This window comes from Geodermatophilus normandii, assembly GCF_003182485.1.
Classification (GTDB): Bacteria; Actinomycetota; Actinomycetes; order Mycobacteriales; family Geodermatophilaceae; genus Geodermatophilus; species Geodermatophilus normandii.
On sequence record NZ_QGTX01000001.1, the window covers coordinates 3,944,155 to 3,965,021 of the forward strand.

At 74.7% G+C, this 20,867-nt stretch carries 17 protein-coding genes; 3 read left to right on the top strand and 14 right to left on the bottom strand.

What is annotated here, in order from left to right; genetic code table 11:
- Nucleotides 1–85 precede the first annotated feature (85 nt).
- The gene (locus JD79_RS19050) at nt 86–925 is read left to right on the top strand and encodes an LON peptidase substrate-binding domain-containing protein (protein ID WP_110006790.1); all 840 of its coding nucleotides are present in this window, start codon (nt 86–88) and stop codon (nt 923–925) included.
- On the opposite strand, the gene JD79_RS19055 is transcribed toward JD79_RS19050, so the two are convergent.
- The 6 genes from JD79_RS19055 to lspA all read right to left on the bottom strand — a co-directional run bounded on the left by JD79_RS19055 (nt 922) and on the right by lspA (nt 8,361).
- The gene (locus JD79_RS19055) at nt 922–1,524 is read right to left on the bottom strand and encodes a DUF2567 domain-containing protein (RefSeq protein WP_146220489.1); all 603 of its coding nucleotides are present in this window, start codon (nt 1,522–1,524) and stop codon (nt 922–924) included. The genes JD79_RS19050 and JD79_RS19055 overlap by 4 nt on opposite strands.
- A gap of 35 nt (nt 1,525–1,559) precedes the next feature.
- Entirely contained in the window at nt 1,560–5,120 is a 3,561-nt protein-coding gene (dnaE, locus tag JD79_RS19060; protein WP_211308059.1) for a DNA polymerase III subunit alpha, read from the bottom strand.
- Between the two features lie 215 nt (nt 5,121–5,335).
- Nucleotides 5,336–5,782, bottom strand: a complete 447-nt coding sequence (locus JD79_RS19065) for a GNAT family N-acetyltransferase (protein ID WP_110006792.1) — start codon at nt 5,780–5,782, stop codon at nt 5,336–5,338.
- Entirely contained in the window at nt 5,779–6,585 is an 807-nt protein-coding gene (locus tag JD79_RS19070) for a CPBP family intramembrane glutamic endopeptidase (RefSeq protein ID WP_110006793.1), read from the bottom strand. The genes JD79_RS19065 and JD79_RS19070 overlap by 4 nt, the downstream gene beginning before the upstream one ends.
- A gap of 29 nt (nt 6,586–6,614) precedes the next feature.
- Nucleotides 6,615–7,550 carry an RluA family pseudouridine synthase gene (locus JD79_RS19075; RefSeq protein ID WP_211308060.1) on the bottom strand — a complete coding sequence of 312 codons (936 nt, stop codon included), beginning with the start codon at nt 7,548–7,550 and terminating at the stop codon, nt 6,615–6,617.
- 76 nt (nt 7,551–7,626) lie between these two features.
- The gene (lspA, locus tag JD79_RS19080) at nt 7,627–8,361 is read right to left on the bottom strand and encodes a signal peptidase II (RefSeq protein WP_245900222.1); all 735 of its coding nucleotides are present in this window, start codon (nt 8,359–8,361) and stop codon (nt 7,627–7,629) included.
- Nucleotides 8,362–8,459: 98 nt separating this feature from the next.
- Here lspA and mqo point away from each other — a divergent pair, with 98 nt between their 5' ends.
- Nucleotides 8,460–9,953: a malate dehydrogenase (quinone) gene (gene mqo / locus JD79_RS19085; RefSeq protein ID WP_110006794.1), complete on the top strand. Its 1,494-nt coding sequence runs from the start codon at nt 8,460–8,462 to the stop codon at nt 9,951–9,953.
- 78 nt (nt 9,954–10,031) lie between these two features.
- Here mqo and JD79_RS19090 read toward each other — a convergent pair whose 3' ends face one another.
- Nucleotides 10,032–11,543 (bottom strand): potassium/proton antiporter, encoded by a 1,512-nt coding sequence (locus JD79_RS19090; protein WP_110006795.1) that lies wholly within the window; start codon nt 11,541–11,543, stop codon nt 10,032–10,034.
- Nucleotides 11,544–11,639: 96 nt separating this feature from the next.
- On the opposite strand from JD79_RS19090, the gene ileS reads away from it, so the two are divergent.
- The gene (ileS, locus tag JD79_RS19095) at nt 11,640–14,792 is read left to right on the top strand and encodes an isoleucine--tRNA ligase (protein WP_110006796.1); all 3,153 of its coding nucleotides are present in this window, start codon (nt 11,640–11,642) and stop codon (nt 14,790–14,792) included.
- 18 nt (nt 14,793–14,810) lie between these two features.
- Here ileS and JD79_RS19100 read toward each other — a convergent pair whose 3' ends face one another.
- The 7 genes from JD79_RS19100 to ftsZ all read right to left on the bottom strand — a co-directional run bounded on the left by JD79_RS19100 (nt 14,811) and on the right by ftsZ (nt 20,568).
- Nucleotides 14,811–15,524: a hypothetical protein gene (locus JD79_RS19100; RefSeq protein ID WP_110006797.1), complete on the bottom strand. Its 714-nt coding sequence runs from the start codon at nt 15,522–15,524 to the stop codon at nt 14,811–14,813.
- Between the two features lie 106 nt (nt 15,525–15,630).
- The gene (locus JD79_RS19105) at nt 15,631–16,353 is read right to left on the bottom strand and encodes a DivIVA domain-containing protein (RefSeq protein ID WP_110006798.1); all 723 of its coding nucleotides are present in this window, start codon (nt 16,351–16,353) and stop codon (nt 15,631–15,633) included.
- A 70-nt stretch (nt 16,354–16,423) separates the two neighbouring features.
- Nucleotides 16,424–16,720 (bottom strand): YggT family protein, encoded by a 297-nt coding sequence (locus tag JD79_RS19110; RefSeq protein ID WP_110006799.1) that lies wholly within the window; start codon nt 16,718–16,720, stop codon nt 16,424–16,426.
- A gap of 69 nt (nt 16,721–16,789) precedes the next feature.
- A complete protein-coding gene (locus JD79_RS19115; RefSeq protein ID WP_281270331.1) occupies nt 16,790–17,716 on the bottom strand; it encodes a cell division protein SepF in 927 nt (308 codons plus the stop codon).
- Nucleotides 17,716–18,465 carry a YggS family pyridoxal phosphate-dependent enzyme gene (locus JD79_RS19120; protein ID WP_110006800.1) on the bottom strand — a complete coding sequence of 250 codons (750 nt, stop codon included), beginning with the start codon at nt 18,463–18,465 and terminating at the stop codon, nt 17,716–17,718. Before JD79_RS19120 ends, JD79_RS19115 begins: the two co-directional genes overlap by 1 nt.
- 20 nt (nt 18,466–18,485) lie before the next feature.
- Nucleotides 18,486–19,187, bottom strand: coding sequence for a peptidoglycan editing factor PgeF (gene pgeF, locus JD79_RS19125; RefSeq protein WP_110006801.1), 702 nt, complete (start codon nt 19,185–19,187; stop codon nt 18,486–18,488).
- Between the two features lie 88 nt (nt 19,188–19,275).
- Nucleotides 19,276–20,568, bottom strand: a complete 1,293-nt coding sequence (gene ftsZ / locus JD79_RS19130) for a cell division protein FtsZ (RefSeq protein WP_110006802.1) — start codon at nt 20,566–20,568, stop codon at nt 19,276–19,278.
- Between the last annotated feature and the right edge of the window lie 299 nt (nt 20,569–20,867).

The following is a 20,867-nucleotide window of genomic DNA, read 5'->3' on the forward strand; positions in this document are numbered from 1 at the left end:
GAGGGACGACCCCCCGAGGGTAGTCGGGGCAGCGCTGCCCCTGTCACGGCGCCGGGGGTCCCGGGCCGCCCGTAGGCTCCCCCGTGTGGGCGACCTCATCCCGCTGTTCCCGCTGGGGTCGCCGCTGTTCCCCGGGATCGTGCTGCCGCTGCAGGTCTTCGAGCCCCGCTACCGGGTGCTGGTGCAGGACCTGCTGGCCCTGCCCGAGGGCGACCGGCGCTTCGGGGTGGTCGCCATCCGCCAGGGCTGGGAGGTGGAGCGCGTCGCGCCGGCCGAGGCGCTCTACGACGTCGGCTGCACCGCCCGGCTGCAGGTGGTCCGGCCCCAGCCCGACGGCGGGTTCCGGGTCGTCACCGTCGGCGGGGACCGGTTCCGGCTGCTCGACGTCCTGGTCGGGGAGACGGCCGGGGAGGCCGCCGGCAGCGCCCCGCCCTACCTGCGCGCCGAGGTCGAGTGGCTGGCCGAGGAGGAGGCCGCGGAGGAGGCCGCCGGCGACCAGGAGCAGGTGCTGGGCGCGCCCCCGGTCGGCGGCCTGGACGAGGGCCTGGTCGCCGAGGCGGCCCGCGGGTCGCTGCGGCTGCTCGAGCGCGGGGTGGGCCGGCTGTTCACCCGCTACGTCACCGCCGTCGCCGGGCTGCAGAGCGGCCGCGAGGAGACCGCCGTCGCCGGCGAGGCGGAGGGGCTCAGCGGCGCCGCGGCGCTGCTCGACGCGGTCGCCGGGGACCCGCGGGCGCTGTCCTACCTGGTGGCGTCGGCGGCGCTGTTGACCACCGAGGACCGGCAGGCGCTGCTGGCCGAGTCGGCGACCCGCCGCCGGCTGCTGACCGAGACGCGGATGCTGCGGCGGGAGCTGACCCTGCTGACGACGCTGGGCGCGGTGCCGGCACCGATGCAGCAGTTCGCCGGGCCGTTGAGCCTGAACTAGCGGCGGCCCAGGTCGTCGGCGCCGGCGAACAGCGCGGCGACCACGTAGACCAGCAGCGCGGTGAACGGCGCGACGGCCAGCGCCGGGAGGCTGGAGAGGTCCAGGCCGGTGGTGACGCGGGTGCCGACGTCGCCGAGCTGGGCCGCGGTCGGCCCGGGGGCGAGCAGCTCCCCCAGCTGCCAGGCGAGGACGGCGGCCAGCGCGGTGCCGACGGCGGTGGCCACCAGGGTGGCCACCCCGCGCCGGCGGCGCATGGCCCAGGCGGTGCCGCCGGCGAGCAGGCCCAGGCCGGCGAGGACGAGGACGAGGACCGAGTCGTCGGCGACCAGGAGCTCCGCCGACGGATTGCCCACCGGCACCGCGCCGCCCTCGACGACCTCGAAGCGGGCGCGCGGTGCGAGCCACACCCACAGCAGGCCGGCCGGGATCCCGGTGACGACGAGGGCCAGCGCCCACACCGCGGCCCCGCGCAGGTCCCGCCGCACCTCGGCGAGGACCGCGCGGGCGACCGGCCGCACGGGCGCCACCGCGGCGGGTGCGGGAGGAGCGCTCGCCACCGGGGCGTACGGACCGTCGGGGAGCGGAGAGGGGCTGCTCACGGACCCCAGTGAACCCCGCCCCGCGGGGTCCTCGCTCACAGGAGAGCGACGCTCGTGGGCCCGAGCAGCGCCTTGATGTCCCCCATCAGCGCGGTGCTCGGCCGCACGCGGAGGCCCTGGTCGAGCCGCAGCACGGTCTCCCGGCCGTTGTTCACCAGCTTCAGGTGCACCTCGGTGGTGCCCGGGTGGCTGCCCAGCACCTCGCGCAGCCGCTCGACCACCGGCGGGGTGCACCGGGCCGCCGCCATCTGCACCAGCACCGGGCCGCGCGGACCCTCGGTGAGCTCGGGCACGGTGACCTCGGACCCGAACAGCGAGGGCTGGTCGTCGCGGCGGCTGATCCGCCCCTTGACCACGACGATCTGGTCGCGGACGACCTTCTCCGAGACCTCCGCCCACGTCTTGGGGAAGAACAGCACCTCGATGCCGGACTCGAGGTCCTCCAGCGTCGCGATCGCCCACGGCGCGCCCTGCTTGTTGGTGCGCGGGCTGACCCCGGTGAGGATGCCGGCGATCGTGACGTTCGCGCCGTCCTCGACCCCGCCGGCGTTGATCTCGGCGATCGGGGTGTCGGCGTTGGCCGCGAGCACGTGCTCCACGCCGTGCAGCGGGTGGTCGGAGACGTAGAGGCCGAGCATGTCGCGCTCGAAGACGAGCCGCTCGGACTTCGACCAGTCCGCCGTCGGGACGACGATGTCGAGCGCGCCCCCGAACGGGTCGTCGTCACCGGCGTCGGCGCCGAAGCTGCCGAACAGGTCGAACTGCCCCTCGGCCTCCTTGCGCTTGAGCGCCATCGCGGAGTCCACGGCCTGGGCGTGCACGGCGGCGATGCCCTGCCGCGAGTGGCCCATCGAGTCGAACGCGCCGGCCTTGGCGAGGGACTCGATCACCTTCTTGTTGCAGGCGACGGTGTCGATCTTGCGCATGAAGTCGGCGAAGTCCTTGAACGCGCCCTTCTCCTCGCGCGCCCGGACGATGGAGTCGACGACGTTGTGCCCCACGTTGCGCACCGAGGCCAGGCCGAAGCGGATGTCGTCGCCGACGGCGGTGAAGTCCCAGGAGGACTCGTTGACGTCCGGGGGTAGCACCTTGATGCCCATCCGCCGGCACTCGGCCAGGTAGACCGGCCGGCGGTCCTTGTCGTCGCCGACGCTGGTGAGCAGCCCGGCCATGTACTCGGCCGGGTGGTTGGCCTTGAGGTAGGCGGTCCAGTACGAGACCAGCCCGTAGGCGGCCGAGTGCGCCTTGTTGAACGCGTAGTCGGCGAACGGGACGAGGATGTCCCACAGCGTCTTGATCGCGGCGTCGGAGTAGCCGCGCTCCTTCATGCCGGCCTCGAAGCCGACGAACTCCGCGTCGAGGACCGACTTCTTCTTCTTGCCCATGGCGCGGCGCAGCAGGTCGGCCTTGCCGAGCGAGTACCCGGCGACCTTCTGCGCGATCGCCATGACCTGCTCCTGGTACACGATCAGGCCGTAGGTGCCGCCGAGGATCTCCTCGAGCGGCTCGGCCAGCTCGGGGTGGATCGGCGTGATCTCCTGCTGGCCGTTCTTGCGCAGCGCGTAGTTGGTGTGCGAGTTGGCACCCATCGGGCCGGGCCGGTACAGCGCGCCGACGGCGGAGATGTCCTCGAAGTTGTCCGGCCGCATGAGCCGCAGCAGCGAGCGCATCGGCCCGCCGTCGAACTGGAAGACGCCGAGGGTGTCACCGCGGGCCAGCAGCGCGTAGGTGGCCGGGTCGGTGAGGTCCTTGCTGATCTCGTCGAGGTCGATCGGCTCCTTGCCGTTCGCGACGATGTTGCGCAGCGCGTCGTCGATGACCGTGAGGTTGCGCAGGCCCAGGAAGTCCATCTTGAGCAGGCCGAGCGTCTCGCAGGTCGGGTAGTCGAACTGCGTGATGATCGCGCCGTCGGCCTCGCGCCGCATGATCGGGATCGAGTCGATCAGCGGGTAGCGGCCGATGATGACGCCGGCGGCGTGCACGCCCCACTGGCGCTTGAGGCCCTCGAGCTTGCGGGCCTGGTCGACCACCTCGGCCGCGCCCGGGTCGGACTCGTAGCGGGCGCGGAACTCCGCGGCCTCCTTGTAGCGCGGGTGGGCCGGGTCGAAGACCCCCGCCAGCGGGATCCCCTTGCCCATCACGTCCGGCGGCATGAGCTTGGTGAGCTCGTCGCCCACCGAGTAGGGCCGGTCGAGCACCCGCGCCGCGTCCTTGATCGCGGCCTTGGCCTTGATGGTGCCGTAGGTGACGATCTGGCTGACCCGCTCCTCGCCGTACTTCTGCGAGACGTACTGGATGACCTCGCCGCGGCGGCGGTCGTCGAAGTCGATGTCGACGTCGGGCATCGAGACGCGCTCGGGGTTGAGGAACCGCTCGAAGATCAGCCCGTGCGCCAACGGGTCGAGGTCGGTGATGCCCATGGCGTAGGCGGCCAGCGAGCCGGCGGCCGACCCGCGGCCCGGCCCGACGCGGATGCCGTTGTCCTTGGCCCAGTTGATGAAGTCGGCGACCACGAGGAAGTACCCCGGGAAGCCCATCTGGGTGATGATCCCGACCTCGTAGTCGGCCTGCTTGCGCACGTGGTCGGGGATGCCGTTGGGCCACCGCTTGTGCAGCCCGCGCTCGACCTCCTTGACGAACCAGGAGGTCTCGTCCTCCCCCGGCGGCAGGGGGAAGCGCGGCATGAGGTCGGCGCCCTCGGTGAAGGACACCTCGCACTGCTCGGCGATCAGCAGCGTGTTGTCGCAGGCCGCGGCGAGGTCACCGGTGAACAGCGCGCGCATCTCCGCGGCGCTCTTGAGGTAGTAGCCGTCGCCGTTGAACTTGAAGCGGTTGGTCTCGTTGAGCCGCGACCCGGTCTGGATGCACAGCAGGGCGTCGTGGGCCTCGGCGTCCTCCTTGTGCGTGTAGTGCAGGTCGTTGGTGGCCAGCAGCGGGATGCCGAGGTCCTTCGCGATCTGCAGCAGCGCCGGCCGGGTCGCCTTCTCGATGGACAGCCCGTGGTCCATCAGCTCGGCGTAGAAGTTCTCCCGCCCGAAGATGTCCTGGAAGTCCGCCGCGGCCTGGCGGGCCCTGTCCTCCTTGCCCGCGCGCAGCCACATGTTGACCTCGCCCGACGGGCAGCCCGTCGTCGCGATGAGGCCCTTGCCGTAGCGCTCGAGCAGGTCGCGGTCGAAGCGCGGCTTGCGGTACTGGCCCTCGAGGCTGGCCAGCGAGGAGATGCGGAAGAGGTTGTGCATACCCTCGGTGCTGCGGGCCAGCAGGGTCATGTGGGTGTAGGCCGCCTTGCCGCGGTTGGACCCGCCGTCACCCTCCTCGTCGATCAGCTTGTCGCCGAAGTCGAAGGGCGCGCGGTCGAACCGGGAGCCGGGCGTGTAGTAGCCCTCCATGCCGATGATCGGCTTCACGCCGGCGGCCTTGGCCTGCTTGTAGAAGTCGTAGGCGCCGAAGACGTTGCCGTGGTCGGTCATCGCCAGCGCCGGCATGCCCTGCTCGGCGGCGGCCCTGGTGACCTCGGGGAGCTTCGCCGCCCCGTCGAGCATCGAGTACTCGGTGTGGACGTGCAGGTGCACGAACGAGTCTGACGGGCTGCTCACTGCGGTGCGGTGCTCCTCACGGGTCGTGCTGGCCCGGCCGTCGGGTGCTCCGGCGGGCGACCGGCGGGGAAGACCGGGCGGTGCGGTGCGGGCTCGGGGACCGACTCCTCCCGGGCGACCGACGCGGGCCCGGGCCGGTCTCCCGATCCTCGCACCGGGGACGTTCTACGCCGAGGGTCTGACAGGACGTGTCTCGGCCCGCGGCGAGGCGCCGGTCACGTCCGCGGCGGGTCGAGTGCGCGCCGCATCGTCACGTGCACGATCCCGGCCTCCTCGTACTCCCCGCCGACGGCGGTGTAGCCGGCCCGCTCGTAGAAGCCCCGCGCGGTGACCTGCGCGTGCAGCTCCACCTCGGTCAGGCCTCGGGCGAGGGCCTGCCGGTGCAGCTCGCCGAGCACCGCCGCCCCGTGGCCGCGGCCCCGGACCGCGGCGTCGACGGCCATGCGCCCGATCACCGCCCGCCCGTCGCGCTCGAGCAGCCGCCCGGTCGCGACCACCCGGCCGGACCCGTCGCGGGCCACGGCGTGGACCGCGGTCGCGTCCGCGGCGTCCTGCTCGACCTCCGGCGGCACGCCCTGCTCCTCGACGAAGACCCGCGTGCGGAGGGCGACCACCTCGGGCCAGTCGGCGGCCGTCGCGACCGCGGCCGTCGCGGCGCTCACGCCAGCGCTCCGCCGGCGGCGCGCCGGGCGTGCAGCACCTCCGGCAGCGCCGACGACGGGACGAGCAGGAACCGCAGGTCGACGGCGGCGTGCAGCAGCACCGGCAGCAGCAGCGACCCGGTCTCCAGGTACAGCGCCGCGAACACCCCGCCGAGGACGCCGGTGAGCACGATCCCGGAGACGCCCTGGTAGGCGTGCGCCAGCCCGAAGGCCACGGCCGCGACGGCGACGAGCGCGACCCGCGGCAGGTCGCCGGCGACGGCGGCCACGACGGCGAGGAAGAAGCCGCGGTAGAGCCACTCCTCGCACACCCCCGCGGTCACCCCGACGACGGTGAACAGCCGCCGCTCGGACCGGCTGCGCGGCAGCAGCGCCAGCGTGGCGTGCACCGTCGGCTCGGCGTGGCGCCCCTCTCCCGGCTGCGGCAGCGTGGCCGCGCGGGCGAGTGCCCCGCCGCGCAGCGCCCGCACCGACGCCAGCGCGAGGACCAGGACCAGCACCGCGGCGACGCCGGTGACCGGCCCGGGCCACCCGGTGGGCCAGGCCAGCCCGACGGCGGCGGCGTCCACGTCCGGCGCCGCGAGCCAGATGGCCAGGGCGAGCAGCGCCAGGCCCCACTCGAGGACGAGCAGCCGCAGGTAGAAGGAGCGCCGGGCGGCCGGGTCCGACCGCAGCCGGCCCTCGAAGCGGCGGTGCAGCACCTGCCCGACCAGCGGCTCCCCGAGCACGAGGTAGACCCCGACGACGACGGCCGACAGCGCGGCGGGGCCGTAGTCGGCGAGGGAGGCGGGCAGACCGGACACGGGCGGCTGCTAGGGCTGCGGGCGCACGGTCAGGACTCGGCGCGCAGGATCGCCAGCGCCCCGGCGAGGTCGGCGGGGTAGGCGCTGGTGAACTCGACCCAGGAGCCGTCGGCGGGGTGGGCGAAGCCGAGCCGGACCGCGTGCAGCCACTGCCGGGACACCCCGAGGCGGGCGGCCAGCGTCGGGTCGGCGCCGTAGGTGGTGTCACCGACGCAGGGGTGGCGCAGCGCGGAGAAGTGCACCCGGATCTGGTGGGTGCGGCCGGTCTCGAGGTGGACGTCGACCAGGCTGGCCGCGGCGAAGGCCTCGACCACCTCGTAGTGCGTGACCGAGGGCCGCCCGCCGGAGACGACGGCGAACTTCCAGTCGTGCCGCGGGTGGCGGTCGATCGGGGCGTCGATGGTGCCGCGCGACGGGTCGGGGTGGCCCTGCACGAGCGCGTGGTAGCCCTTGTCGACGGTCCGCTCCCTGAACGCCGCCTTGAGGACGGTGTAGGCCCGCTCGCTCTTGGCGACCACCATCAGCCCCGTCGTCGCGGCGTCGAGGCGGTGCACCACGCCCTGCCGCTCCGGCGCGCCGGAGGTGGAGATCCGGTAGCCGGCCGCGGCCAGGCCGCCGACGACGGTCGGGCCCTCCCAGCCGGGGCTGGGGTGCGCGGCGACGCCGACCGGCTTGTCGACGACCACCACGTCGTCGTCGTCGTGGACGACGGTGAGGCCGGGCACCGGCTCCGGCGGCGGGGCCTCGACCGGGGGCGGGGGCAGCTCGACCTCCAGCCAGCTGCCGCCGCTGAGCCGGTCGCCCTTGCCGCGCACGCGGCCGTCGACCCAGACCTTGTCGGCGTCGGCCAGCTCGGCGGCGACCGCGCGGGAGAGGCCGAACAGCCGCGTCAGCGCCTGGTCGACCCGCTGCCCCTCGAGGCCGTCGGGCACCGGGAGGGCGCGGTGCAGGCCGGGAGCGCTCACGCCCCCATCGTGACAGAGGAAGGACCCCCTCCTCCCCACCCCTCGCAGGCTCGGGGCGGTGCCCTGGAGGGGCCGCTCAGGAGCGGCGGACCGCGTCGTCGCCACGGTCGCGGGCGCGGCTGCCGTCGAACTCGACGCCGCGCAGGGCGAGGACGGCGCCGAGCAGCCCACCGCAGACGATCGCCGAGTCGGCCACGTTGAAGATCGGGTAGACCTCGCCGTCCGGCGCGAACACCGACACGAAGTCGACGACGCCGCCGCGCAGGAACCCGGGGTCGCGGAACACCCGGTCGACGAGGTTGCCCAGGGCACCGCCGAGCACCAGGCCCAGCGCCACCGCCCAGCCGGTGGAGAACAGCCGCCGCGCCGTCCGGACGATGACCACCACGACCGCGACGGCGATCAGCGTGAAGACGACGGTGAAGCCCTCGGCGAAGGAGAACGCCGCGCCGGTGTTGCGCGCGTGCGTGAGGTAGAGCAGCCCGCCGAGCAGCCGGAGGTTCTCGCCCCGGTCGACCGTGGCGACGACGAGCAGCTTGCTGCCCAGGTCGGCGAGGAAGACCAGCACCGCGAGCCCGAGCAGCAGCCGGGTGCGCGGCCGGCGCGGCGGCGTCGCGGGGGCCCCGGCGGCGGCTCCCGGACCGGCCTCGGCCCCGTCGTCTCCGGCGACCTCGGGCTGCTCGTCCAGCGGGGGCTCCTCCTGCTCCGGGCGGCCGCGGGAGGCGGCCGACGAGGCGACGATAGCCTCGGCCGCCGACCCCTCCGGGCCGCCGCGCGGCCGTACCACCGCGCCGGTGGTGAGGCACGTCACCCGTGGGTAGACCAATCTCACACCCGCCGGGCGCGTGTACGGGCTCCGTTCGGCCGATCGTCGGAGATGGCGCACGTCCACCCGGCAGGAAGGCAGTCGTGTCCACCGACCTCGGTTCAGCAACCGACCCCGATGTGGTCCTCGTCGGCGGGGGCATCATGAGCGCGACGCTGGCGTCGCTGCTGGGTGTCGTCGCGCCCGACTGGAGCATCACCGTCTTCGAGTCCGCGACCGAGGTCGCCGGCGAGAGCTCCGACGCCTGGAACAACGCCGGCACCGGCCACGCGGCGCTCTGCGAGCTCAACTACACCCCGTCGGGGCCAGACGGCCGGGTCGACACCCGCAAGGCCCGCACCATCAACGAGCAGTTCCAGGTCTCGCGCCAGTTCTGGTCCCACCTCGTGCGCACCGGCCTGACCGGCTCGCCCAAGGAGTTCATCTCCCCCGTCCCGCACGTCAGCTTCGTGACCGGGGAGGGCGGCCGCACCTACATGCGCAACCGCCACGCAGCACTGTCGGCCGAGCCGCTGTTCGCCGGGCTCGAGTACACCGACGACCCCGCCGAGCTGGCGCAGTGGGTCCCCCTGGTCATGGACGGCCGCGACCCCGCGCAGGTCGTCGCCGCGACCCGCTCGGTCGCCGGGACCGACGTCAACTTCGGCGCCCTCACCCGGCTGCTGCTCGAGCAGGGCGAGGCCCGCGGCGTGCAGGTGCACACCGGCCAGCTGGTCACCGGCCTGGAGAAGCTCGACGACGGCCGCTGGAAGGTCACCGTCACCGACCGGCGGACCGGCGAGGACCGCACCCTGCGCACCCGGTTCGTCTTCGTCGGCGCCGGCGGAGGTGCCCTGCCGCTGCTGCAGAAGGCCGCGATCCCCGAGATCCGCGGGTTCGGCGGCTTCCCGGTCAGCGGGCTGTTCCTGCGCACCCGCTCGCCGGAGCTGGTCAGCCGACACCAGGCCAAGGTCTACGGGCAGGCCGCCGTCGGCGCGCCGCCCATGTCGGTGCCGCACCTGGACCTGCGCCTCGTCGACGGCGAGTACTCGCTGCTGTTCGGCCCCTACGCCGGGTTCTCGCCGAAGTTCCTCAAGGCCGGCTCGATGTTCGACCTGCCGCTGTCGGTGAAGCCCAACAACCTCGGCTCGATGCTCGGTGTGGCGCGCACCGAGATGGCGCTGACCAAGTACCTGGTCACCGAGCTGCTGCAGAGCCGCAAGGCCCGGCACCGCACCCTCGTCGAGTTCGTGCCGCTGGCCGAGCAGGCCGACTGGGAGATGATCACCGCCGGGCAGCGGGTGCAGGTCATCAAGCAGGACCCGACGAGCGGCAAGGGCGTGCTGCAGTTCGGCACCGAGCTCATCGTCGGCTCCGACCGCTCGATCGCCGGCCTGCTGGGCGCCTCCCCGGGCGCCTCGACGGCGGTCTCGGCGATGCTCACGCTGGTCGAGAATGCCTTCCCGGAGCGCGTCGCCGCCCGGCGGTCGGCGCTCGAGGAGGCCATCCCCTCCTACGGCCGCGACCTCTCCTCCGACCCGGCCCTGCTGGCCGCCGTCCGCACGGAGACGATGCAGACCCTCGAGCTCAACGGCTGAGACCCCACGCGACTGCGGGGAGACACCGTCCGGGCCTCCTCCGGACGACGACTCCCCCGGCAGTCGTCCCCCGGCTCCTCAGTCGGACTCGGTGGCCGCGCCCTGCTCGCCGCGCCAGCTGGCCAGCCGGCCGGCGCGGCTGACCGCCCGCAGCCGCCGCTCGGCCTCCGGGCGCGACCGGCGCGCCGAGACCAGCAGCGCCTGGTCCCCGCGCATGAGCCGGGTGGTCTCGTCGGGCACGAACGAGCGCCCGTCGCGGACGATGAGCACCACGGCGGCGTCCTCGGGCAGCCGCAGCTCGGGCAGGTAGACGCCGTGCAGCCGGGAGCCGTCGGGCACCCGCATCTGCATGAGCTCGGCGTCGAGCTCCTCCAGCGGCGCGGACTCCACCTCGATCTCCCGCGGGGTCAGCGGCGCGGCGATGCCCAGCCGGCGGGCCATCCAGGGCAGCGAGGAGCCCTGCACGAGCGTGAAGACGACGACCAGCACGAAGACCGTGTCGAACACGAGGGTGGCGCGGGACACCCCGGCGGTCAGCGGGATGGTGGCCAGCACGATGGGCACCGCGCCGCGCAGTCCCGCCCACGAGACGAAGGCCTGCTGCGCCCACGGCATCCGGAACCAGGCCAGGCTCGCCGCCACCGACAGCGGCCGCGCCACCAGCAGCAGCGCGAGGCCGATCAGCAGCGCCGGGCCGACCGCGGTGGGCAGCCGGCCGGGTGAGACGAGCAGGCCGAGCAGCACGAACAGCCCGATCTGCGCGAGCGAGGCCATGCCCTCGGCGAAGCCGATCGTCACCGCCCGGTGCGGCAGCGCGGCGTTGCCCAGCACCAGCCCGCACAGGTAGACCGCGACGAAGCCCGAGGTGTGCGCCAGCGACGCGGAGGCGTACGCGAGCACGCACAGCGCCAGCGTGGCCAGCGGGTAGAAGCCCGACAGCGGCAGCGCCGAGCGGCGCAGCAGCCAGGCGCCGCCCGCGCCGAGCGCCAGCCCGACCACCGCGCCGCCGGCGAGCTCGGCCACCACGACGACCGCGGTGACCCACCACGCCTCGGACTCCCCGCCGGTGAGGGTCTCCGACAGCGCGGCCACCAGCAGGATGACCGGGGCGTCGTTGAGGCCGCTCTCCACCTCCAGCGCGGCCACCATCCGGCGCGGCAGCGGCAGCCGGCGCAGCGTGGCGAACACCGCGGCGGCGTCGGTGGAGCTGACGACGGCGCCCAGCAGCAGCGCGAAGGGCCAGTCCAGGCCCAGCAGCCAGACGCCGACCGCCGCCGTCGTCGTCACGCTGACCGCGACACCGACCGTCGACAGCGCCAGCCCCGGGCCCACGGCGCGGCGGACGTCGGCCCACCGCGTCGTCAGCCCGCCCTCGGCGAGGATGACGACGAGCGCGGCGACGCCGAGGGTCTGGGTGAGCGCGACGTCCTCGAACTCGACGCCCAGGCCGCTCTCCCCCAGCGCCACGCCGAGGGCGAGGTAGAGCAGCAGGCTGGGCAGGCCCAGGCGGTCGGCGAGCCGCAGCGCCAGGGCGGCGACCAGCACGACCAGCGCCCCGACGGCGAGGGCCACGGTGACCGTGGTGTTCACCGCCGCCCGCCCATGGTGATCAGTCTCCCGTACGCCCGTGTCGGGGCCGTTGCGCCTGCACGCGATCGCGCTCGACGGCTCGGGGACAATGGAGGCGTGAGCTCTCCGTTCCGTGCGCTGCCGCCCCAGGTCGACCTGCCCGCGCTCGAGCAGGACGTGCTGCGGCGCTGGGAGGACGCCGACGTCTTCGCCCGGTCGCTGGAGGCCTCGCAGGGCAGGCCGCAGTGGGTCTTCTACGAGGGCCCGCCCACCGCCAACGGCCGCCCGGGCACCCACCACATCGAGGCGCGCGCCTTCAAGGACGTCTTCCCCCGCTTCAAGACGATGCAGGGCTGGCACGTGCCCCGCCGCGCCGGCTGGGACTGCCACGGCCTGCCGGTCGAGATCGCCGTCGAGCAGGAGCTCGGCTTCGCCGGCAAGCCCGACATCGAGCGCTACGGCATCGCGGAGTTCAACGCCCGCTGCCGCGAGTCGGTCATGCGGCACGTGGACGCCTTCAGCGACCTCACCCGCCGCATGGGCTACTGGGTCGACATGTCCACCGCCTACTGGACGATGGACCCCGCCTACGTCGAGAGCGTGTGGTGGTCGCTCAAGCAGGTCTTCGACAAGGGCCTGCTCGTCGAGGACCACCGCGTGGCGCCCTACTGCCCGCGCTGCGGCACCGGCCTGTCCGACCACGAGGTCGCGCAGGGCTACGAGTCGATCACCGACCCCTCGGTCTACGTCCGGCTGCCGGTCACCGACGGCGAGTGGGCCGGAAAGGCCGACCTGCTGGTCTGGACGACGACGCCGTGGACGCTGCCGTCCAACACCGCCGTCGCCGTGAACCCCGACGTCGCCTACCTCGTGGTGCGCAAGGACGACGCCGTCCTCGTCGTCGCCGAGCCGCTGGTCGCCGCGGTCCTGGGCGAGGACGTCGAGGTGCTGGCCCGCACCACCGGCCGCGACTGGGAGCGCACCCACTACCGGCGCCCCTTCGAGCTGGTCGACTTCCCCGAGGGTCCCGACGGCCGGCCACAGGACGCCCACTACGTCGTCCTGGCCGACTACGTCACCACCGACGACGGCACCGGCCTGGTGCACCAGTCCCCCGCCTTCGGCGCCGACGACCTCGCCGTCTGCCGCGCCTACGGCCTGCCCGTCGTCAACCCGATCGACGCCTCCGGCCACTTCCTGCCCGAGGTCGCGCTGGTCGGCGGGCGGTTCTTCAAGGCCGCCGACGACGAGCTCGTCGTCGACCTGCAGGCGCGCGGGGTGCTGTGGCGCGAGCAGCGCTACGAGCACAGCTACCCGCACTGCTGGCGCTGCCACACGCCGCTCATGTACTACGCGCAGCCGTCCTGGTACATCCGCACCAGCGCGGTCAAGGACCAGCTGCTCGCCGAGAACGAGAAGACCCGCTGGCACCCCGAGACCATCCAGTGGGGCCGCTACGGCGACTGGCTGAACAACAACGTCGACTGGGCGCTCTCCCGGGACCGGTACTGGGGCACGCCGCTGCCGATCTGGCGCAACGACGCCGACCCCTCGCGGATGGTCGTCGTCGGGTCGCTGGCGGAGCTGTCGGAGCTGACCGGTGAGGACCTCGCCGGCCTCGACCCGCACCGGCCGTTCATCGACGAGGTGACCTTCACCCGCCCCGGCGAGGAGGGCACCTACCGGCGGGTGCCGCAGGTCGTCGACGCCTGGTACGACTCCGGCTCGATGCCCTTCGCGCAGTGGGGCGCCCCGCACCGGAACCTGGCCGAGTTCGAGGCGTCCTACCCCGCGCAGTTCATCTGCGAGGCCATCGACCAGACCCGCGGCTGGTTCTACTCGCTCATGGCGGTGGGCACCGTCGTGTTCGGGAGGAACGCCTACGAGGACGTGCTGTGCCTCGGCCACATCCTCGCCGAGGACGGCCGCAAGATGAGCAAGCACCTGGGCAACATCCTCGAGCCGATCCCGCTGATGGACCGCCACGGCGCCGACGCCGTCCGCTGGTTCATGCTCGCCGGCGGCTCGCCGTGGTCGGCCCGCCGGGTGGGCCACGAGACGCTGTCCGAGGTGGTCCGCAAGGTCCTGCTGACCTACTGGAACACCGCGAGCTTCCTCACGCTCTACGCCGAGACCAACGGCTGGGACCCGGCCGCGACGCCGGCCCCGCCGCGCGCCGAGCGGCCGCTGCTGGACCGCTGGGCGCTGGCGCAGCTGGCCGCGGTCACCGAGGGCGTCACCGAGGCGCTGGAGGCCTTCGACACCCAGGGCGCCGGCCGGCTGCTGGCGCAGTTCGTCGACGACCTGTCCAACTGGTACGTGCGCCGCTCCCGCCGCCGCTTCTGGGACGGCGACCCCTCGGCGCTGGGCACGCTGCACGAGGTGCTCGACGGCCTGACCCGGCTCATGGCGCCGTTCACGCCGTTCGTCACCGAGGAGGTGTGGACCCGCGTCGTGCGGCCCGGCCTCGGCGGGGACGCCCCCGACTCGGTGCACCTCGCCTCCTGGCCGGCCGTCGACGCCGCTGCCCGCGACCCGCAGCTGGTGGCCCAGGTCGACCTGGTGCGCCGGCTGGTGGAGCTGGGCCGCGCCGCCCGCACGGCGGCGAAGGTGCGCACCCGGCAGCCGCTGGCGCGGGCGCTGGTGGCCGCGCCGGGCTGGGCGACGATGGGCCGCGACCTGGTGGCCGAGGTCGCCGACGAGCTCAACGTGGCCGAGCTGGTCGAGCTCGCGGCGGTGGGCGGCGACCTGGTCGACGTCAGCGTGAAGGTCGACTTCCGCGCGGTCGGCCGGCGGCTGGGCGGGCAGGTGCAGGCGGTGGCGAAGGCCGTCGCCGCGGCCGACCCGGCCGCGCTCGTGTCGGCCTACCGGTCGGGGACGGCGACGGTCGACGTCGAGGGGCAGACCGTGCCGCTCGAGGACGGCGACCTGGTGGTCACCGAGACGCCGCGCGAGGGCTGGGGCGTGGCCAGCGCCGGCGGCCTCACCGTGGCGCTGGACCTGACGCTGACGCCGGAGCTGGAGCGCGCCGGGCTGGTCCGCGAGGCGGTGCGCCTGGTCCAGGAGGCCCGCAAGAACGCGGGCCTGGCGGTCAGCGACCGGATCCGGCTGTGGTGGACCGCCGAGGGCACGATGGCCGAGGCACTCACCGGGGCCGGCGAGGAGCTGGCCGGCGAGGTGCTCGCGACCGCCGTGCACGCCGGTGCCGCGGGTGAGGGTCCCGGCGTCGAGGGACCCTCGGGCTCGCGCTTCTGGCTCGCCCGCGCCTGACCTCGCCGCCCGCCGCGGTCAGCCGCGGCGGGCGGCCTTCCGGGCGCGCTCGGCGTCGGCGAGGAACCGGTCGGGGCCGCAGCGTCCGCACGGGGTGAACCCGTCGGTGCGCGCCTCCCTCACCGGCAGCGGGATGGTCTCCCGGCCGGCCAGCCAGGGGCAGTCGGCCAGGTGGTAGCGGGGGTGCTCGTCGACCACGAGCACCTCGTCGGTCAGGTCCACGACCAGGAGCAGGTCGGTGACCTCGACGTCCTCCTCCGGCGGGTCGGCCTGGTCCGCGGCCGCGGCGGCGGGGGTGCCGTTGCCGCTGGCGGCCGTGGTCGGCCGGGACGCGGTGACCGGGGGGTGGGCGGACGCGGGGGCCCCCGCCACGTCACCGGGGGCCTCGTGGTCACCGGGGGCCTCGTGGCGCCCGTGCCGGCCGGCGGGCCCGTCGTCGGCCGGGGGTCCGTCGGCAGCCGGCGTCGGCGGGGCGGCCGGCGTGGCGCTCGGCGCCGCCGTCGCGGCGGCCGCCGTCCGGCCGGCGGAGCGGGCCGGCTGCGGCTCGGACCCCGGTCGGCGGGCCGGGACGCGGGTGCCCGCCGGTGCCCGCAGCCGGGCGACCACCAGCAGGACCGCGGCGAGGGCGCAGGCGGCGACGCAGGCCCAGTACCAGGCGGTGTCGGCGGTCAGGACGCCGGCGACGAACAGCCCGAGGCCGGCGAGCACGAGGAGACCGGCGGCGACGACCACGGCGCGACTGTAGCGGCGGACGGGCCGGGGACCCCGGCCCGTCCCGGCCCGGGAACGCGACAGGGCCCCCGGACGGGAGTCCGGGGGCCCTGTCGGGGATCGCGCGTCAGGCGGGAGCGTGCTGCGTCTGCCGGGTGGCCGACGACGGCTCGGCCGAGCCGCGGGCGTCGAGGTCGCGCAGGTGCGACTCGAGGTAGGACCGGAAGCGGGTCCGGTACTCGCGCTCGAAGGTGCGCAGCTCCTCGATCTTGCGCTCGAGGTTGGCCCGCTTCTCCTCGAGGCCGCCCATGACCTCGGCGTGCCGGCGCTCGGCGTCCTGGTCGAGGGCCGCGGCCTTGGCGCGGGCCTCGCGCTCCATCGTGTCGGCGCGGGTGCGCGCGTCGTTGAGCATCGAGTCGGCCCGGGTGCGGGCCTCGCTGACCATCTGCTCGCTCTTGGCGCGTGCCTCGGCGACCATCCGGTCGCTGTTGGTCTTGGCCGTGGAGACCATCTGGTCGGCCTGGGACTTGGCCTCGTTGACGTAGCGGTCGGCGGTCTCCGACGCCAGCGCCAGCATCCGGGAGGCGCGCGCGGTGTCGTCCTCGCGGGCCACCGGCTGCGGCGGCGGGGCGGGCGCCGGAGCCGGCGTCGGCTCCGGGGCCACCGGCTGGGCGGCGACACGGCCGGTGCTCGAGCCGGCGCGCAGCTCGTTGTTCTCCTCGATCAGCCGGGCGAGCTCGGCCTCCACCACGTCGAGGAACGCGTCGACCTCGTCCTCGTCGTAGCCACGCTTACCGATCGGCGGCTTCTTGAAGACGACGTTGTGCACGTCGGCTGGCGTGAGTGGCAAGGGGCTCACCTCGGGTCGGACGGCGGGTACGGGGTCTGTCGGGTCGCGCGCCGGTGCGCGCGCACGGCGGTCACGCGGTGAGGGCGAGACCGGACGTGATGCTCCGCAGGATGTAGACGGCGATCAAGAGCACCATAAACGCGAGGTCCAGTCGGATGGACCCCAGGTTCAGGGGCGGGATCACCTTCCGGATCGCCTTGAGCGGCGGATCGGTGGTCGCGTACACGACCTCCAGGCCCGCGGCGACGAAGCCGGACGGGCGCCAACTGCGCGCCAGCACCATCACCCAGTCCACGACGAAACGCGCGAACAGGAGGATGAGGAAGACGAGCAGGACCGATGACACGACCTGCCAGAAGATGCCCACTGTCCTCGCTCGTCCCGGGGCACCAGCGGTGCCGTTGTCTCTGCGCTCCCAGCGCCCCGGCCGACGGCGTCAGGACTCCTCGAAGAACCCGCCCTCGCGGATCTTGGCCTTGTCCTCGGCCGTCACGTCGACGTCCCGCGGGCTGAGCAGGAACACCTTGGCCGTGACGGGCTCGATGCTACCGCGCAGCCCGAAGACGAGTCCCGCGGCGAAGTCCACCAGTCGCCGCGCGTCGGCGTGGTCGAGCTCGGTCAGGTTCATGATGACCGGGCTCCCCTCGCGGAACGCCTCGCCGATGGCGCGCGCCTCGTTGTAGGTCTTGGGGTGCAGCGTGGTGATCCGGTAGGGCTGCGCCACGGGGGCGGGCGCCGGCTCGGGCACCGCGGCCACCTGCTCGCGGGCCGCCAGGCCGGCCGCGGAGGCACCCGCGCCGCCGGCGCCGACCGCACCGAGCCGCGAGGGTCCCGAGGCGGCCGGGGCGACGCCGGACACCGGCTGCGCCAGGCCGATGCGGGGTGCGCCCGCGCGGCGGAGGACGGCGGGCTCGGAGCCGGCCGGGGCGGGGGTGCGGACGGCGGGACGGCCCTCGTCGGCGCGGTCGCCGTCGTAGCGGTCACCGGAGGAGCGGTCGCCGTCGTAGCGGTCGCCGTCGTAGCGGACACCGTCGTGCCGGTCGGCCTCGCGGCGGCGCCCCTCGTCGGTGCGCTCGCCGGGGTGGCTGTCGCCCAGGCGGTCGTAGCGGCGCTCGTCGTAGCGGCCGGAGTCGAAGCGGCCGTCGTCGTACCGGGCCGCGTCGTAGCGGCCCTCGTCGTAGCGGCCCTCGTCCAGGCCCCGGGAGTCGAACCGGCCCTCGTCGTAGCGGCCGTCGTCGTAGCGGCCGTCGTCGTACCGGTCGTGGTGGTCGGACTGGCGCGCGTCGTAGCGCCCGTAGGCGCGGGCGTCGTCGTCCTCGACGAGTCCGAGGTAGATGCCCATCTTCCGCATGGCACCGGCCATCAGACGACCTCCTCCGGGGATCCGGGTGGGACCCCTGTGACTGGTGTGACTCGCGCCGAGGTTAGGGGCCGGGAGCCGAAGAGCGCGGTACCGACACGCACGAGCGTGGCGCCCGCCGCGATCGCCTCCTCGAGGTCCCCGCTCATCCCCGCCGACAGCTCCGCGGCGCCGGGGTGGTCGGCCCGGACGCGCGCGGCGAGGTCCGCCAGGCGGGCGAAGGCGGGCCCGGGCTCCTCGCCGCGCGGCGCGACCGCCATGAGGCCGCGCAGCGTCAGGCCGGGCAGGTCCGCGACGGCGTCGGCGAGGGCGGGGACGTCCTCCGGCGCGGCGCCGCCGCGCTCGGCCAGCTCGCCGGCCGCGCCGCCGAGGTCGACCTGCAGGAAGACCCCGACCGGGTGGCCGGTCTCCTCCCCCACCCGGGCCAGGGCGCGGGCCAGCGGGAGCCGGTCGAGGGAGTGCACGACGGCGCCGGTGCGGGCGACGGCGGCGGCCTTGTTGCGCTGCAGCTGACCGACGAAGTGCCACTCGAGCGGCAGGTCGGCGAGCTCGGCGGCCTTGGCGGTGAGCTCCTGGGCGCGGTTCTCGCCGAACGCCGCCTGGCCGAGCGCGGCGAGCTCGCGGACCGCCCCGGCCGGCCAGGTCTTGCTGACGGCGAGCAGCGTCACCGACGACGGGTCGCGCCCGGCGGTCCGGGCCGCGGTGGCGATGCGGTCGCGGACGGCCTGCAGGCGGTCGGCCGGGGAGGTCATGGGCCGATCCTCCCCGCCGCTCACCCCAGCCAGGTGACGCCGGCCTGCCGGCCGGTGACGCCGTCGCGGCGGTGGCTGAACAGCCGCCGGTCCTCGACGGTGCAGCGCGGGTCGTGCACCACCTGGGGCAGGCCCGCGCGGGTCAGCAGCTCGGCGAGGCCGGCGCGCAGGTCCAGCCCGGGCGTCCCCCTGCGGGTGCGGACGGCGGCGGCGGGCGCCACCCGGGCCACCTCGGCCTGCATCTCGCGCGGCACCTCGTAGTCGGCGCCGCAGACGGCCGGGCCGAGCAGCGCGGTGGTGTCCGACGGCCGGCTGCCCAGCCGGGCCATGGCGGCCAGCGTGGCGGGGACGACGCCCCGGCGGACGCCCTCGCGGCCGGCGTGGACGGCGGCGACCACACCGGCGACCGGGTCGGCCAGGAGCACCGGCACGCAGTCGGCGACCAGCACGCACAGCACCAGGCCCGGGGTGCGGGTCACCAGCGCGTCGGTGGCGGGCAGCGGGCCCTCGACCGGCCCGTCGACGACGGCGACGCCGGTGCCGTGGACCTGGTCCATCCACACCAGCCGCTCGCCGGGCACGCCGATCTCGCGGGCCAGGCGCTCGCGGTTGGCCGCGACGTCGACGGGGTCGTCGCCGACGTGGCCGCCGAGGTTGAACGCGTCGTGGGGCGGACGCGAGCGGCCGCCCCGCCGGTCGGTGACCACCCTGCGGGGGCGCACCGCCGGCGGGGCAGGTGACGTGCTGGAACGGCCCCCGTGCAGGGGCCCGCCCTGAGCGGAGCGAGGGGTGGGGGGCACGGGGGTCCTTCTACTGGCGCAGGAACTCCGGGATGTCGAGCTCCTCCTCGAAGTCCTCGTTGCCCAGCGGCCGGCGGCCGGCCGACGCTGCGCTCGCCGCGGCGTTCTGCACCGGCGGCAGCGGCGGGACGGTGATCCCGCCGCCCGGAGGCGGGGCCTGCCGGACCGGCGCCGGGGCGGGTGCCGGCGCGGCGGCCGGTGCCACGGGCGCCGGCGGGACGTGCCCGACGAGGCGCTCCCCCGTCGCCCGCGGCGGGGCGGGGGCGACCGGCGGCGACGCGCTGAACCGGCTCGGCGCCGCGGCCGGGGGCGCCGCCGGGACCGACGCGACGGCGCCGTCCTTGCGGGCCGAGGGCCGGCCGCCGTCGAAGCCCGCGGCGATGACGGTCACGCGGACCTCGTCGCCCAGGGCGTCGTCGATCACCGCACCGAAGATGATGTTGGCGTCGGCGTGCGCGGCGTCCGAGACCAGCGAGGCGGCCTCGTTGATCTCGAACAGGCCGAGGTCCGACCCGCCGGAGATCGACAGCAGGACGCCGTGGGCGCCCTCCATCGAGGCCTCCAGCAGCGGGCTGGCGATGGCCTGCTCGGCCGCGAGCAGCGCGCGGTTGTCGCCGCGGGCGCTGCCGATGCCCATGAGCGCCGAGCCCGCCCCGGACATGACCGACTTGACGTCGGCGAAGTCCAGGTTGATCAGGCCGGGCGTGGTGATCAGGTCGGTGATGCCCTGGACACCGGAGAGCAGCACCTGGTCGGCGGTGCGGAAGGCGTCCATCACGCTGACGTTGCGGTCACCGAGCTGCAGCAGCCGGTCGTTGGGGATGACGATGAGCGTGTCGCACTCGTTGCGCAGCTCCTCGATCCCCGACTCGGCCTGCACCGCGCGGCGCTTGCCCTCGAAGGAGAACGGCCGGGTCACCACACCGATGGTCAGCGCGCCGAGCTTGCGGGCGATCGAGGCGACGACGGGCGCACCGCCGGTGCCGGTGCCGCCGCCCTCGCCGGCGGTCACGAAGACCATGTCGGCGCCCTTGAGCACCTCCTCGATCTCCTCGCGGTGGTCCTCGGCGGCCTGCCGGCCGACGTCGGGCTGCGCGCCGGCGCCGAGGCCGCGGGTGAGCTCGCGGCCGACGTCGAGCTTGACGTCGGCGTCGCTCATCAGCAGCGCCTGCGCGTCGGTGTTGATGGCGATGAACTCCACCCCCTTCAGACCGACCTCGATCATCCGGTTGACCGCGTTCACGCCGCCGCCGCCGATGCCGACGACCTTGATGACCGCGAGGTAGTTGTGCGGAGGTGTCATGTGGGGCTCCCGACCTCGACCCTCATCCTCAAGTGGAGACTTAGTGTTATGTCAACTGGGTCGACGCGGACGAAGTTAGGTGGGGCGCGTCCGGCCCTACAAGCACCCTCCCCGGCCCGGCGTGTCGCGACCACGACACCTCACGGACACCGGGCGACCCGGTGGTCACATCTGCACCACTGTGGGTGACGACCCGCCTGTCCCAGGCCTCATCCCCGGCTCGAGAGTCGCTCCACGAGCGGGACCAGGACGAATCGGATCCGTGCTGCGTGTCGGGCGTGTCGCGGCAGTGGGCGTGT